Annotated in this window: 11 protein-coding genes and 2 pseudogenes; 4 read left to right on the forward strand and 9 right to left on the reverse strand. The window is 72.1% G+C overall.

All coding sequences use genetic code 11. The features are described from left to right. Window positions 1-3: 3 nt before the first annotated feature. Window positions 4-2,226, forward strand: coding sequence for an MMPL family transporter (locus tag N865_RS04185; protein ID WP_084327925.1), 2,223 nt, complete (start codon window positions 4-6; stop codon window positions 2,224-2,226). Beyond that, a complete protein-coding gene (locus N865_RS21585; protein ID WP_051510095.1) occupies window positions 2,223-2,999 on the forward strand; it encodes a GNAT family N-acetyltransferase in 777 nt (258 codons plus the stop codon). Before N865_RS04185 ends, N865_RS21585 begins: the two co-directional genes overlap by 4 nt. A 25-nt stretch (window positions 3,000-3,024) precedes the next feature. Here N865_RS21585 and N865_RS04195 read toward each other — a convergent pair whose 3' ends face one another. The 3 genes from N865_RS04195 to aspS all read right to left on the reverse strand — a co-directional run bounded on the left by N865_RS04195 (window position 3,025) and on the right by aspS (window position 5,855). Next, window positions 3,025-3,459 carry a VOC family protein gene (locus N865_RS04195; RefSeq protein ID WP_034801868.1) on the reverse strand — a complete coding sequence of 145 codons (435 nt, stop codon included), beginning with the start codon at window positions 3,457-3,459 and terminating at the stop codon, window positions 3,025-3,027. 9 nt (window positions 3,460-3,468) lie between these two features. Further along, window positions 3,469-3,918 carry a helix-turn-helix domain-containing protein gene (locus tag N865_RS04200; RefSeq protein ID WP_157557551.1) on the reverse strand — a complete coding sequence of 150 codons (450 nt, stop codon included), beginning with the start codon at window positions 3,916-3,918 and terminating at the stop codon, window positions 3,469-3,471. Window positions 3,919-4,022: 104 nt separating this feature from the next. Continuing rightward, complete coding sequence (gene aspS / locus N865_RS04205; RefSeq protein ID WP_034801869.1) at window positions 4,023-5,855, reverse strand: aspartate--tRNA ligase; 1,833 nt, start codon at window positions 5,853-5,855, stop codon at window positions 4,023-4,025. A gap of 141 nt (window positions 5,856-5,996) precedes the next feature. On the opposite strand from aspS, the gene N865_RS04210 reads away from it, so the two are divergent. Beyond that, the gene (locus tag N865_RS04210) at window positions 5,997-7,115 is read left to right on the forward strand and encodes an acyltransferase family protein (RefSeq protein WP_084327927.1); all 1,119 of its coding nucleotides are present in this window, start codon (window positions 5,997-5,999) and stop codon (window positions 7,113-7,115) included. Between the two features lie 61 nt (window positions 7,116-7,176). Here N865_RS04210 and N865_RS04215 read toward each other — a convergent pair whose 3' ends face one another. Then, window positions 7,177-8,091 (reverse strand): LysR family transcriptional regulator, encoded by a 915-nt coding sequence (locus N865_RS04215; protein ID WP_034801920.1) that lies wholly within the window; start codon window positions 8,089-8,091, stop codon window positions 7,177-7,179. 139 nt (window positions 8,092-8,230) lie between these two features. On the opposite strand from N865_RS04215, the gene N865_RS04220 reads away from it, so the two are divergent. Continuing rightward, on the forward strand, window positions 8,231-9,241 hold the full coding sequence (locus N865_RS04220; protein ID WP_084327928.1) for an EamA family transporter: 1,011 nt from the start codon (window positions 8,231-8,233) through the stop codon (window positions 9,239-9,241). Here N865_RS04220 and N865_RS23815 read toward each other — a convergent pair. The 5 genes and pseudogenes from N865_RS23815 to N865_RS22975 all read right to left on the reverse strand — a co-directional run. Continuing rightward, window positions 9,164-9,370: pseudogene (locus N865_RS23815) on the reverse strand (YchJ family protein); the annotation flags it as partial. The gene N865_RS04220 and the pseudogene N865_RS23815 overlap by 78 nt on opposite strands. A 104-nt stretch (window positions 9,371-9,474) precedes the next feature. After that, window positions 9,475-10,152 carry an NUDIX domain-containing protein gene (locus N865_RS04225; RefSeq protein WP_034801870.1) on the reverse strand — a complete coding sequence of 226 codons (678 nt, stop codon included), beginning with the start codon at window positions 10,150-10,152 and terminating at the stop codon, window positions 9,475-9,477. 10 nt (window positions 10,153-10,162) lie between these two features. Continuing rightward, a complete protein-coding gene (locus N865_RS04230) occupies window positions 10,163-11,905 on the reverse strand; it encodes a CTP synthase (protein WP_051510098.1) in 1,743 nt (580 codons plus the stop codon). Between the two features lie 16 nt (window positions 11,906-11,921). Then, window positions 11,922-13,013 (reverse strand): glycosyltransferase family 4 protein, encoded by a 1,092-nt coding sequence (locus tag N865_RS04235; protein ID WP_034801871.1) that lies wholly within the window; start codon window positions 13,011-13,013, stop codon window positions 11,922-11,924. Beyond that, window positions 13,010-13,373: pseudogene (locus N865_RS22975) on the reverse strand (virulence factor MviN); the annotation flags it as partial. The pseudogene N865_RS22975 and the gene N865_RS04235, both read right to left, overlap by 4 nt.

Below are 13,373 nucleotides of genomic sequence, written 5' to 3' on the forward strand. Positions count from 1 at the left end.
CGTGTGCAGTCGAGTCCCCCGCCCTCCCCTGTCCTCCCCGAGCCGACGGCGTCACCCGCCCACCGCACCGCGCTGGCCCGGCTCGGCGGGCTCATCGCCCGCCGTCCCGGGCTCTGGGTCATCGGCTGGGTCGTCGTCGCGATCACCTGCTTCGCCATCGCCGTCGGAGGGGTGACGGGCGAGTCCCTCTTCGAGCGGCTGCACTCGGGCGCACCAACCGTCGAGTCGGAGTCCTCACGGGCTCGCGACGTGATCGAGCAGAGCGAGCCGACCCTCGAGACGCTCACGCTCCAGGTGTCCGGCGCCGACCTTCAGGACCCTGCCGTGGTCAAGGCCGGTGCTGATGCCACGGTCACGGTGGGGAAGATCCCGGGCGTCAAGGGCGTCAAGTCCCCCCTGCTCAACCCCTCCGGGCTGACGGACCCGTCCGTCGCCCCGCTCCTCGCCGGCGGCAGCCCCACGGCGGGTGGCTTCGTCACGGTCGTCAACTTCGAGCCCGGGCTGGACAAGGCCGCCCAGGACACCGCCGAGGCACAGGCGGAGAAGGCACTCCTCGGGGTCGCCGACGCGATGAAGGCCAAGGGCTCGCTCGGCAGCACGAGCAAGGTCATCCACGCCATCACGAGCACGGTCGAGCGCGATCTCCTCCGCGGCGAGGGCATCGCGCTGCCCCTCACCTTCATCGTCATGCTGTTCGTCTTCGGTGGCTTCATCGCCGCGGGGATGCCGATCGTCGGCGCCGTCATCGCGATAGGCGGGGCGCTGCTGTCGCTCTTCGCCTTCTCCCACGTCGTCGAGCTCGACGCCACGGTCGTCAACATCGTCACCCTGCTCGGGCTCGGCCTGTCGATCGACTACGGCCTGCTCACGGTGAGCCGGTTCCGGGAGGAGCTGGCGCACCGCCAGCACCCGGTCCCGACGAAGGAGGAGGTCGCCGCCGCCGCCGAGCGGACGGTCGCGACCGCCGGTCGCACCGTCCTCTTCTCGGGGCTGACGGTCGCCATCGCACTGTCGGGTCTGCTCATCTTCCAGGCCTCGATCATGCGGGCCATCGGGGTCGCCGGAGTGAGCGTCGTGCTCGTGGCCATGGTCGTCGCGATCACCCTGATCCCGGCACTCGCCGTCCTGGGTGCCAAGCGGCTCGCCCGCAAGGCGGTCGAGCCGGTCTCGGACACGGGGATGTTCTCCCGTCTGGCCGTTGCCGTGCAGCGTCGCCCGATCGCCGTGATCCTCGGCATCCTCGTCGTGCTCGTGACCCTGGCCCTCCCGACCCTCTCGATGCGCCTCACGTCGTCCGGCACCGAGCTGCTGCCCAAGGACGCCCAGCAGCGCGTCTTCTTCGAGGACCTCGCCCGCGACTACCCGACGCTGTCCGCACCCGAGGTCACCGTCGTCGCAGGGTCGGGCGACACCGCCGCCGTCACGGCGTGGGCCGGGCAGTTCAAGGACGACACGGGCGTTGAGTCCGTGACGGTGCGGCCCCTCGGGACGAGCCACCAGGTCGTCGACATCCGGGTCGCCGGGCCGCCGACGTCGGACGCTGCGCAGGACCTCGTGACCCGGGTTCGCGAGACGAAGGCGCCCTTCGAGACGCTCACGACGGGCCAGGCCGCGGCCCAGATCGACTTCCTCCAGTCCATGTCGGACCGCGCGCCGTATGCCGTGGCGCTCGTCGTCCTCGGAACCTTCGTCCTGCTCTTCCTCATGACGGGGTCGGTGGTCATCCCGATCAAGGCCCTGCTGCTCAACGTCGTCTCCCTCGGCGCTGCGCTCGGCGTCGTCGTCTGGATCTTCCAGGAGGGGCACCTCGAGGGCCTGCTCAACTTCTCGTCGGTCGGCGCGGTCGAGTCGATGGTCCCGTTCCTCGTCCTCGCGTTCGGGTTCGGCCTGTCGATGGACTACGAGGTCTTCCTGCTCTCGCGGATCACCGAGTTCCACCGGGCCGGCCTCGACAACGACCGGGCCGTGTCGCTCGGCCTCCAGCGGAGCGGCCGGATCATCACCTCCGCGGCGCTGCTCATCGTCATCGTCTTCGCCGGGTTCATCGCCGGTGACATCCTCATCATCAAGCAGATGGGGCTCGCGCTCGTCGCGGCGGTCGTCATCGACGCCACGCTCGTGCGGATGCTGCTCGTTCCCGCCACGATGACGCTCCTCGGGCGCTGGAACTGGTGGGCGCCGGGTCCCATGCGGCGCTTCCACGACCGCTTCGGGATCACCGAGTGAGCCCGTCCCTGCTGCGCGAGCGCCACGGCCGCGCAGCCCTTCTGGCGGCGACCGACGACCATCCGTACATCGCCTACGACGTGCCGGACGCCCTCGCCGAGGACTGGTGGGAGGTCGACGGAGCCGTCGCGTTCCGCCGCCGGCGACAGGCCAGGCCGGTGCTCGCGCTCCTCGGGTCCGACGCGGGTGTCGCGGAGCTCGTCGACCTGCTGCCCGAGCTGGCGACCCGCTCGGGGGCCCGCGACGGCCGGCGCTCCGCCGTCGGGGTCAGCCTGCCCCAGCACCTCGAGCCGCTCCTGCACCAGCGCTTCCGCATCGGGGCGGGCGGCGACTGGGAGTGGTTCTACACGACGACCGCGCCTGCCGCCTCGGCCGAGCGCCAGCGCGTCGTGCCGCTCGACGACGTCGCCCGGCGTGAGGAGGTCGTCGACTTCCTCGCCGAGCACTCGCCCACCGCCGACACGGCGCCCTGTGGCGGCGAGCAGTGGGTCGCCGTCGAGGGCCAGGGAGGTCGGCTCGCCGCGGTCGCCGCCCTGGGCCGCACCCCGGCCGGTGCACCGCACATCTCGTCCGTGGCCGTCGCCGCGACGCTGAGGGGCCAGGGGCTCGGTCGGACGATCGTCGGCGCCCTGACGCGCAGCGCCGTCCTCTCCGAGGGCGTGTGCACGCTCGGGATGTACTCCGACAACGCGGTGGCCCGAAACCTCTACCACTCGCTCGGCTACGACAACCCGTGCTCATGGGCCAGTCGGGCCGTCGCGCTGAGCGCGTGACGACCCGACCGGACCATGGCGGCACTCAGTCGAGATCGGTTGCGGCAGTGGGCTTTCCGGGGTGCTGGACTAGGACGATCCAGTTGCCAGAGTTGTCGCGGCACACGGCCTCGGTGCCGTAGGGACGCTGCGACGGGGGCTGGAGGAACTCGACGCCCTTGCCGCGCAGCTGCTCGTAGGTCCGCTGGCAGTCGTCGACGTCGAGGCCGAGGCCGTTGAGTCCGCCGTCGTCCTGGGCCCGTTTCATGGCCTCGACCAGCTCGGGCGAGAACGGCGGACCTGGGACCGTGAGGTGCACGGAGATCTCGGGCTGGCTCGGGTGGGCGACGGTGCACCAGCGGTAGCCGTCACCGAGGGTGATGTCGTCCTTCTCGTCGAACCCGAGGACGTCGGTGTAGAACTTCTTGGACTCGTCGATGTCCGTCACGAAGACGCTGACGATGGAGATGTTGGTGATCATGCGACCACGCTAGGAGCGCGCCTTGCCCTCGCGCTTCTCCTCGATTGCGGACCGTTCGGCGAGTCCCCACATGAAGACGTAGCAACCGGGGATCCGCGGGGCGCCCGTCGCCGCCCACCGCGCCTGGAAGTCGCTCGGGCTCTCGCCCACGACCGCCCGGAACCGGCTGCTGAACGAGCCGAGGCTCGTGAAGCCCACGGCGTGGCACACCTCCGTCACCGTGAGGTTGGTGGCGCGCAGCAGGTCTTGTGCGCGCTCGATCCGCCGCCTCGAGACGTACTCCGCCGGAGTGACTCCGTAGGTCACCTTGAAGAGCCGGAGGAAGTGGTACTTCGAGAGCCCAGCCGCGGCGGCCAGCCGGTCGAGGTCGAGCGGTTCGGCGTACTCCCGGTCGGCGAGGTCGCGCGCCCGTCGCAGGTGGACGAGCACGTCACCGGGGGCTCTCGAGATCGACGTCACCACCTCATCCTGCCCTCCCCGGGCGCCGGTGGGCACTCAGCCCCGGACGGACGTATGCCGCCCACCCAGCGGGGTGAGCGGCATACGTCCGCGGGTGGCTGGATTCAGACCGCCGGCGCCTCCTGGGCAGCGGGCGCCGGCTCGCGCTCACCGCCGCGGGGCTCTGGCGTGGCGTCGACGCCGGCCTCCTTGCGCTGCTCCGCCGTGATCGGCGCCGGGGCGGACGTGAGCGGGTCGAAGCCGCCGCCCGACTTGGGGAAGGCGATGACGTCACGGATCGAGTCGGTCTTCGCGAGGAGCGCGACGATGCGGTCCCAGCCGAACGCGATGCCGCCGTGCGGCGGGGCGCCGTAGGCGAAGGCGTCGAGGAGGAAGCCGAACTTCTCCTGGGCCTCCTCGTGCGAGATCCCCATGACCTTGAAGACGCGCTCCTGGACGTCGCGGCGGTGGATACGGATCGAGCCCCCGCCGATCTCGTTGCCGTTGCAGACGATGTCGTAGGCGTACGCGAGCGCCGATCCGGGGTCGGTGTCGAAGGTGTCGACGAACTCGGGCTTCGGCGACGTGAACGCGTGGTGCACGGCCGTCCACGCGCTGTAGCCGAGGGCGACGTCGCCCGAGGCGGTGGCGTCGGCCGCCGGCTCGAAGAGCGGGGCGTCGACGACCCAGAGGAAGCTCCAGGCGTCCTCGTCGATGAGGTCGCACCGTCGGCCGATCTCGAGGCGGGCCGCCCCGAGCAGCGCACGCGACGCCTTGGCCGTGCCGGCGGCGAAGAAGATGCAGTCGCCCGGCCGGGCCCCGACGTGCGCCGCGAGGCCGGCTCGCTCGGCGTCGCTGAGGTTCTTGGCGACCGGGCCGCCGAGCTCGCCGTCCTCCTGGACGAGGACGTAGGCCAGGCCCTTGGCCCCGCGCTGCTTGGCCCACTCCTGCCACGCGTCGAGCTGCTTGCGCGGCTGGGATGCGCCACCCGGCATGACGACGGCACCGACGTACTCAGACTGGAACACGCGGAAGGTCGTGTCCGCGAAGTACTCGGTGCACTCCACGAGCTCCTGGCCGAAGCGCAGGTCGGGCTTGTCGGAGCCGTAGCGGGCCATCGCCTCGGTGTAGGTCATGCGCTGGAACGGCGTCGTCAGCTCGACGCCGATGAGCTTCCAGATCGCCGAGATGAGCGCCTCTCCGAGCTCCATGATGTCGTCCTGGTCGACGAAGGACATCTCGATGTCGAGCTGGGTGAACTCCGGCTGGCGGTCGGCACGAAAGTCCTCGTCGCGGTAGCAGCGGGCGATCTGGTAGTAGCGCTCCATGCCGGCGACCATGAGCAGCTGCTTGAACAGCTGAGGGCTCTGCGGCAGGGCGTACCAGCTGCCCGGGGCGAGTCGCGCGGGCACAAGGAAGTCGCGTGCGCCCTCGGGAGTCGAGCGGGTCAGGGTCGGGGTCTCGATCTCGACGAAGTCGCGAGCGCCGAGGACGCTGCGGGCGGCGGCGTTGACCTTGGACCGCAGCCGGATCGCCGAGCCGGCCGAGCTCGCGCCGGGACGGCGCAGGTCGAGGTAGCGGTGCTTGAGGCGGGCCTCCTCGCCGACGGTGACCCGCTCGTCGATCTGGAAGGGCAGCGGGGCGGCCGGGTTGAGCACCTCGAGGTCGCTGACGATGACCTCGATCTCGCCGGTGGGCAGCTCGGGGTTGGCGTTGCCCTCGGGGCGCAGGCGCACCTCGCCGGTCACCTTGACGCAGTACTCGTTGCGGACGTCGTGCGCGCCCCCCTCGGCGAGGACCTCGTCGCGGGCGACGACCTGGGCGACTCCCGAGGCGTCGCGCAGGTCGAGGAAGGCGACGCCACCGTGGTCTCGACGCCGGGCCACCCAGCCGGTGAGGGTGACGATCTGGCCTGCGTGGTCGGCACGCAGGGTGCCGGCCTCGTGAGTGCGGAGCACGGAGGATCCTTCCGGGTGCGAGATGGTGGTGCGGTGCGGCCTCCTGGGGCCACGACCGGGCCCGGGCTGGCGGGCACCGACCCCCAATCCTACGGTGTGCGGTTCGGGGCTCGCGCCACGCAGCCCGTAGACTCTGCCTGCGTGCAGCACTCCCGAAACCGAGACCTTGACGGCGTCCGCGGACTCGCGGTCCTCCTCGTCGTCGCCGCCCACGCGGGGTTGCCCGTCCGCTGGGGGGGCCTCTCCGGGGTGACCCTCTTCTTCGTGCTCTCCGGATACCTCATCACGAGCCTGCTCGTCCGCGAGCACGACCGCTACGGCGCGATCAGCCTCTGGCGCTTCTGGGGACGGCGGGCCCTGCGGCTCCTGCCCGCACTTCTCCTGCTCCTCGCCGCCGTGCCGGTCCTCCTTGCGCTGACCGACCCGGGCCACCTTGCGGCATACCCGTGGCAGGCCCTCGCCTCGCTGCTCTACGTCGGCAACTACGTGCGCATCGCGGGACACGACCTCGGCGTCCTCAACCACCTGTGGTCGCTCTCGGTCGAGGAGCAGTTCTACGTGGTCTGGCCCACGGTCTTCGTCGTCGTCGTCACGTGGTTCCGGGCCCGGGCCCTCAGCATCGTGCTCGCGCTGGCCGGCGGCGCGACGTTCTACAGCGTGTGGACCAAGGGCGCGGCGATCCGCCTCGACGTCGCCACCGAGACCAACGCGTTCGCGCTCCTGCTCGGCGCCTCGCTCGCCCTGGCGCTCGCCGAGCTGGGCCGGCGCGAGATCGCCCTCCCGCACGCGAGCCCCCTCTTCCCGTTCCTCGTCCTCGTCGCCCTGTCGGCGTTCCCGGGGCACAGCATGGAGGTCGACCACGAGCTCTTCCGTCCCCTCGGTGCCGTCTTCGCCGTGGTCGCCCTCTGGCTCGTGTATGCCGCCGTGTCGGGCCATGCGCGCCTCGTCGGGTCCCGCTTCATGGTCTTCTTCGGGACGATCAGCTACGCGTTCTACCTCTGGCACCAGGCACTCATCAACTCCCGGCTGCTCGGGGCTCACACCCTCGGACGCAACCTCGTCCTCGTGGCGGTGGCCGTCGTCGTCGCGTGGCTCTCGTGGGTTCTCGTGGAGCGGCCCACCGGTCGGCTGAGGAGCCGGCTGCGCCTCGACGAGCCGTCCGGGCGCCAGGCGGCCGCCCTCGCCGCGCGAGCGCAGGCGCAGGCGCAGGCGACCGCTGGGACCGGGATGCGGTCGGCCGCGCCCGCTGCATCGCCCTGACGTCAGGTTCTCCGTGCGCGTCCGCGAGGCCCAGAGCGCCCCAACGCGCCTCCAGGCGCGCCTAGACCGCGGTGAGGTCTCGGGAGGCCTCCGCCGCAAGCGCCTCGACGGCTGCCGCGAGCGCCGGGCTGGCCGTCATGGTGCCGCGCCAGACGAGGCTCACGGTGCGTTCCGACACCGGTTTCACGATCGGGACGGCGACGACACCGTCCGGCAGCGGTCCACGGCCGAGCCGCGGCACCAGGGCGATAGCCTCACCGTTCGCGACGAGCGCGACGTGCGTGGCGAACTCGAGTGCGACGTGGGCGATGCGCGGGGCCCGGCCGACATCGGCATACATCTTCTGCAGCCACTGATGACAGATCGAGCCGGGTGCCACGCTCGCCCAGGCCTCGTCGAGGACGTCGGTGACCGCGATGGTGGTGCGTGCCGCAAGTGGATGGTCCGCGTGCACCAGCACGTCGGCGCGGTCCCGGCCGAGGTGGCGCACCTCGAGGTGGTCCGGGATGGCGAGCGGGAGGGGCTCCCAGTTGTGGACGAGAGCGAGGTCGTGGGTTCCGGCCGCGACGGCGTCGACGGCATCCCACGGGTCGATCTCGTCGGGCCGGAGCACGACGCCCGGCGCGGCCCGCCGCAGGGTGCCGATCGCGCCAACGACGAGACCCCGGTAGGCGGTGGCGAAGGTCGCGAGCCGGACCGTGCCTGCGGTCTCGCCGGAGGCCCGATGGAGGCGGGCCTCGAGGCGCTCCATCCTCGAGAGCAGGTCGCGCGCCGAGTCGCAGAGCGTGCGCCCCGACTCGGTGAGCAGCACGCCGCGGCCGTGGCGCTCGAGGAGCTGGACGCCGGTCTGGGCCTCGAGCCGCTTGATCTGCTGTGACACGGCGCTCGGCGTGTAGTCGAGAGCGGTGGCCGCGGCGCCCACCGAGCCCAGCTGCTCGACGGCGACGAGGGACCGGAGGGCGATCGGGTCGATCATGAAGCGATGGTACACATTGAGACATCGGATTGTTTGATGGACGTGAACGGTTCGGCGCGTCCACCATGGAGGTCACCGCCCCGGGGGTCCGTGCGCCGGACCCACGGCGTCCCACTCCCCGAAGAGATCGAGACCTCTGATGCGCCCTCGTGACACCGCCCTCGCCGTCCTCGTCGCGTTTCTCTGGGGCACGAACTTCATCGCCATCAGCGCCGGACTCGAGTCCGTCCCGCCGTTCCTCTTCCTCGCGATGCGCTTCCTCTGCGTCTGCGTCCCCGCCGTCTTGTTCGTCCGACGACCCGCACTCCCGTGGCGGGACCTGGCCCTCATCGGCGCGTTCACGAGCCTCGGACAGTTCGGCCTGATGTATCTCGCGCTCCACCTCGGCATGCCGCCGGGCCTCACCTCGCTCGTCCTCCAGGCCCAGGTGCTCTTCACCGTGGTGATCGCGGCGGTGTGGCTCCGCGAGCGCCCCTCGGCGCGGCAGCGCCTCGGCGTCGCGCTCGGGGGCGCGGGTCTGCTGACGATCGCCGTCGGACGAGGCCTCTCCGCACCCGTCCTGCCGCTCGTCGTCCTCGTTCTCGCGGCGGTCTCGTGGGCCGTCGGCAACGTCCTCACCCGGAGAGCCGGACCCGTCTCGGGCATCGGAGTCACGGTGTGGTCCGGCCTTGTCGTGCCGCTCCCGGCGCTCGCCCTGTCCCTGGGTATCGAAGGTCCCGAGGCGATCGGGCGGGCCCTGACCGGGCTGCCCTGGCAGGCGGTGGTGTCGACCCTCTACACCGCCGGCCTGTCCTCGCTCGTCGGCTACGGCCTCTGGAACACCCTGCTCGCGCGCCACCCCGTCGCCCGCGTGACGCCCTTCGCGATGCTCGTACCCGTGTTCGGCATGTCTGCGGCGGCGGTCGTGCTCGGAGAGCGACCCAGCGGCGTCGAGTGGGTCGGGGGCGTCATCCTGCTCACCGGAGTCGCGGTCGCCGTGCTGCGGGCCCGTCGGTCGGGGTCAGTCGTGGTCGCCGTCGACGTAGAGCCAGCGCCCGGCGCGCCGGGAGAACCGGCTGACCTCGTGCATTCGGCCGCTCCGCCCTCCCCTGCGCCAGCGCGCGACGAACTCGACGGTCCCCTCGGCGTCCTCGGCGCCTCCCGCGTGTGAGGCGACGACGGTGAGCCCGGTCCACTCCGTGTCGTCGAGGTCGACCTGTGCCGGTCGCGTCCGGGGGTGCCAGGTGCGGACGAGATGACCCTCGTCCCCCAGCGCGAAAGCGGTGTATCTCGAACGCATGAGCTGCTCGGCCGTGGCGGCGAGGCGCTGGCCGTCGAGGATGGGACCGCAGCACCCGGCATACGCCTCCCGGCTCCCGCACGGACAGGGGCCGGGCGCCGTCGTCACGGGGTCGGCCCGCGGTATGCCGGGTGGCTGGGCCACGCGGCATCCCTGGGGCGCAGGGTCGCCCACTCGCGAGTCCGCGCCGCATGCGCACCGAGGATCCCGACGATGGCGGCGCCGTTGCTGACCTGCCCCTGCAGCACGGCGTCGGCTGCGTCGTCGAGGGGGACCCACAGGGGACGCAGCTCGAGCTCCTCCGCCGTGCGCTCGTGGGCTTCCTCCGCGTCGACGTCGCGCAGCTCACGGGCGAGGAAGATCCGCATCGGCTCGGGGTAGACACCGGGTGAGGCCACCTGGTCGACGAGGAGGTCCCAGCGGTCGGCGACGAGGTCGACCTCCTCTGCGAGCTCGCGCGCCGCCGCCTCCCACGGGGGCTCGCCCGGGACGTCGAGCATCCCGGCCGGCAGCTCCCAGATCTGGCCCCCGGCGGCGTGGCGGTACTGGCGGATCAGGAGCACGTGGTCGACCCCGTCGAAGGGGTGCAGCGCCACGACGACGACCGCCCCGGGGTGGGTGACGTAGTCGCGCACGACGATGCCACCCTCCCCGAGGTCGACGGTGTCACGGCGCACGTCGAAGACGATCCCCTCGAAGGGCGTCTCGGTGGCGACGACCGGTCGGCTCCCCCACTCCTCGACGAGGTCGCTCCCTCGCCCACGCGGGGCCTCGAGACTCACGGGCCGGCGTTCAGTCCGACTCGGCGGCGACCGCGGCGGCCACGGGTTCGCCCGTCACGGCGGCGGCCGCATTCGCCTCGGCGGCGCGCTGACGCTCCACCTCGACGAGTCGTCCGCCTCGCTGCCGCTCCAGCGCCGCCCCGACGAGCCCGGCGAAGAGCGGGTGTGCACGGTTGGGCCGCGAGAGGAACTCGGGGTGCGCCTGGGTCGAGACGTAGTACGGGTGGACCTCACGCGGCAGCTCGACGAACTCGACGAGGCTCCCGTCGGGTGAGGTGCCCGAGAAGACGAGACCCACCTTCTCGAGGTCGGCCCGGTAGGCGTTGTTGACCTCGTAGCGGTGGCGGTGACGCTCCTTGACCTCGGCCTGAACGTACGTCTCGCGGACGACGCTGCCCTCCTGGAGGACGGCGGGGTAGCTGCCGAGGCGCATCGTCCCACCCAGGTCACCGGCACCTTCGACGAAGGCCTTCTGCTCCTCCATCGTCGCGATGACGGGGTGTGGCGTCTCGGGGTCGAACTCCGTCGACGACGCGTCGGTGATGCCGGCGACGGTGCGGGCGTACTCGATGACCATGCACTGCAGGCCGAGGCAGATCCCCAGCGTCGGGACCTGCTTCTCGCGGGCCCAGGTGAGCGCCCCGAGCTTGCCCTCGATGCCGCGCACGCCGAAGCCGCCCGGGATGAGCACCCCGTCGACGCCGCCGAGGGCCTTCTGCGCCCCGGCAGGCGTCTGGCAGTCGTCGCTAGCGACCCAGCGGATCCGGACCCGCGCGTCGTGGTGGAAGCCCCCGGCCCGGAGCGCCTCGGTCACCGAGAGGTACGCGTCGGGCAGGTCGATGTACTTGCCGACGAGGGCGATCTCGACGTCGTGCTCGGGGTCGTGGACCCGCTGGAGGAGCTGGTCCCACTCGGTCCAGTCGACGTCCCGGAAGCCGAGCCCGAGGCGGCGGATGACGTAGGCGTCGAGGCCCTCGCGGTGGAGGACCTTCGGGATGTCGTAGATGCTCGGCGCGTCGACGGCCGCGGCGACGGCGGCGACGTCGACGTCGCACATGAGCGAGATCTTGCGCTTGATCGGGTCGGGGATCTCGCGGTCGGCCCGCAGGACGAGCCCGTCGGGCTGGATGCCGACCTGGCGGAGCGCGGCGACGGAGTGCTGCGTCGGCTTGGTCTTGAGCTCACCGCTCGGGGCGAGGTAGGGCACGAGCGAGACGTGGAGGAAGAAGCTGTTGTCCCGGCCGATGAGGTGGCGCACCTGGCGGGCCGCCTCGAGGAACGGCAGCGACTCGATGTCGCCGACGGTGCCGCCGATCTCGGTAATGATGACGTCGGGGGCGTCGGCGCCGCCGGTCGCGAGCGCCCGCATCCGCGCGACGATCTCGTTGGTGATGTGCGGGATCACCTGGACCGTGTCGCCGAGGTACTCGCCGCGGCGCTCCTTGGCGATGACGTTGTTGTAGACCTGGCCGGTCGTCACGTTGGCGGCGCCGACGAGGTTGACGTCGAGGAAGCGCTCGTAGTGGCCGATGTCGAGGTCGGTCTCGGCCCCGTCGTCGGTCACGAAGACCTCACCGTGCTGGAACGGGTTCATCGTCCCGGGGTCGACGTTGATGTAGGGGTCGAGCTTCTGCATCGTGACCTTGAGGCCGCGCGATCGCAGAAGTCGTCCGAGGCTGGATGCCGTGAGGCCCTTGCCGAGCGAAGAGGCGACGCCTCCGGTCACAAAGATGTGCTTCGTCGTTTCCACCACGGACTTTGAGTCTACGTCATCGGCGGAGGGTCTCCGTGTAGCGCTCTCGCCAGCGGCGTGCCTCGTCCCCGGGACTGGCCCACGCGAGGGCGCGCTCCCGGGCCCGCGCTCCGAGCCGGCGGCGCTCATCGGGGTCGCCGAGGAGGGAGTCGACGGCGCGCGTCACGGCTGCGGCGTCGCCGACGGGAACGAGCACGCCCGCATCGCCGACGAGGTCCGGCAGCCCGCCCGTCCGCGTCACGACCACCGGCACCCCGGCGGCCATCGCCTCCTGCACGACGAGGGCACGGGCCTCCCACCGGCTCGTGAGGACGAACACGTCCGCCGCCCGGAGCCACGCGGGGACGTCGTCACGTGCGCCGAGGAACACGAGGGGTATGCCGCTCGCCTCCCTCTCGACGTGGGCGCGGAGCGCGTCGTCCCCCGCGCCGATCACGACCCAGGTGGCGCCGCAGCGCGAGTCGCGGGCTGCGGCGGCGAGGGTGTGCAGATCCTTCTGCGGCGCGAGGCGGGACACGGTGACGACGAGCGGCCCGTCGGGAGCCAGTCCGGCGGCGGTGCGCAGGGCGGCCCGCTCCCCCGGGGTCGCCGGGCTGCTCGCGAGGATGGCTGCGACGCCCGGCGAGGCGACGGTCGCGAGCTCGACCGGTTCGGCGCCGAGGTCGCGGGCGAGCTCGACGAGGTCGCCGCTCGCGCCCGTGACGAGGTCTGCACGGCGCAGCGCCCAGGCGACGACGCGAGCGGCGGGGCCCGAGCGCAGCCGGGGCGGCAGGTCGTTGTGGAGCGTGACGACGAGTCTTGGGCGCGGCCGTGCCCGAAGGACCGCGACGGCAGCGATCACGGCGGCCTGGTGGCCATGGGCGTGCACGATGTCCACGGTGCCGGTCAGGCGCATGATGCGGTGCCAGTCGACGAGACCGCGCGGCGCACGCAGCCCGGGGTGGACCGGCCACAGGAGGTGGGCGTCTGCCCACCCGAAACACGCCGCAGTCGACGGGTCGGTGACGAGGGCGACGTCGGTGCCCTCCCGGCGGAGGTCGTCGACGAGCCGGTCGACGTGCGTGCCGATGCCGCCCGTCGAGCGGCCGACGAGCATGAGGACCCTCATGACGGCTCCTTCGTGGCAACGACACCGGGACGGACCCGCGCGAGCAGTCGACGCACGATGGACCGGTCGATCGTGGCGCCGACCGCGGCGAAGACGACCACGCCGACAACGGCGCACGCGACACACGTCGCAGCCGCCTCGACCGCTCCCTCCGTGGACCACGCGCCCCCGAGCCACCAGCCCACGGCCCCGGCGGCCGCCGCGCCGGACGCGCCGGCCAGGGCCGGACGAAGCGGCAGCCGGAGCGCCGACGCGCCCCACGCGCGGCTCACGAGCACGACGAGCGCCAGCATCGCGAGCAGGAGGCCCACGCTCATCCCGAGCGTGATGAGGCGAAGGGTCCGGGCCGGACCGGCGTCG

Source organism: Intrasporangium oryzae NRRL B-24470 (assembly GCF_000576595.1).
Classification (GTDB): domain Bacteria; phylum Actinomycetota; class Actinomycetes; order Actinomycetales; family Dermatophilaceae; genus Intrasporangium_C; species Intrasporangium_C oryzae.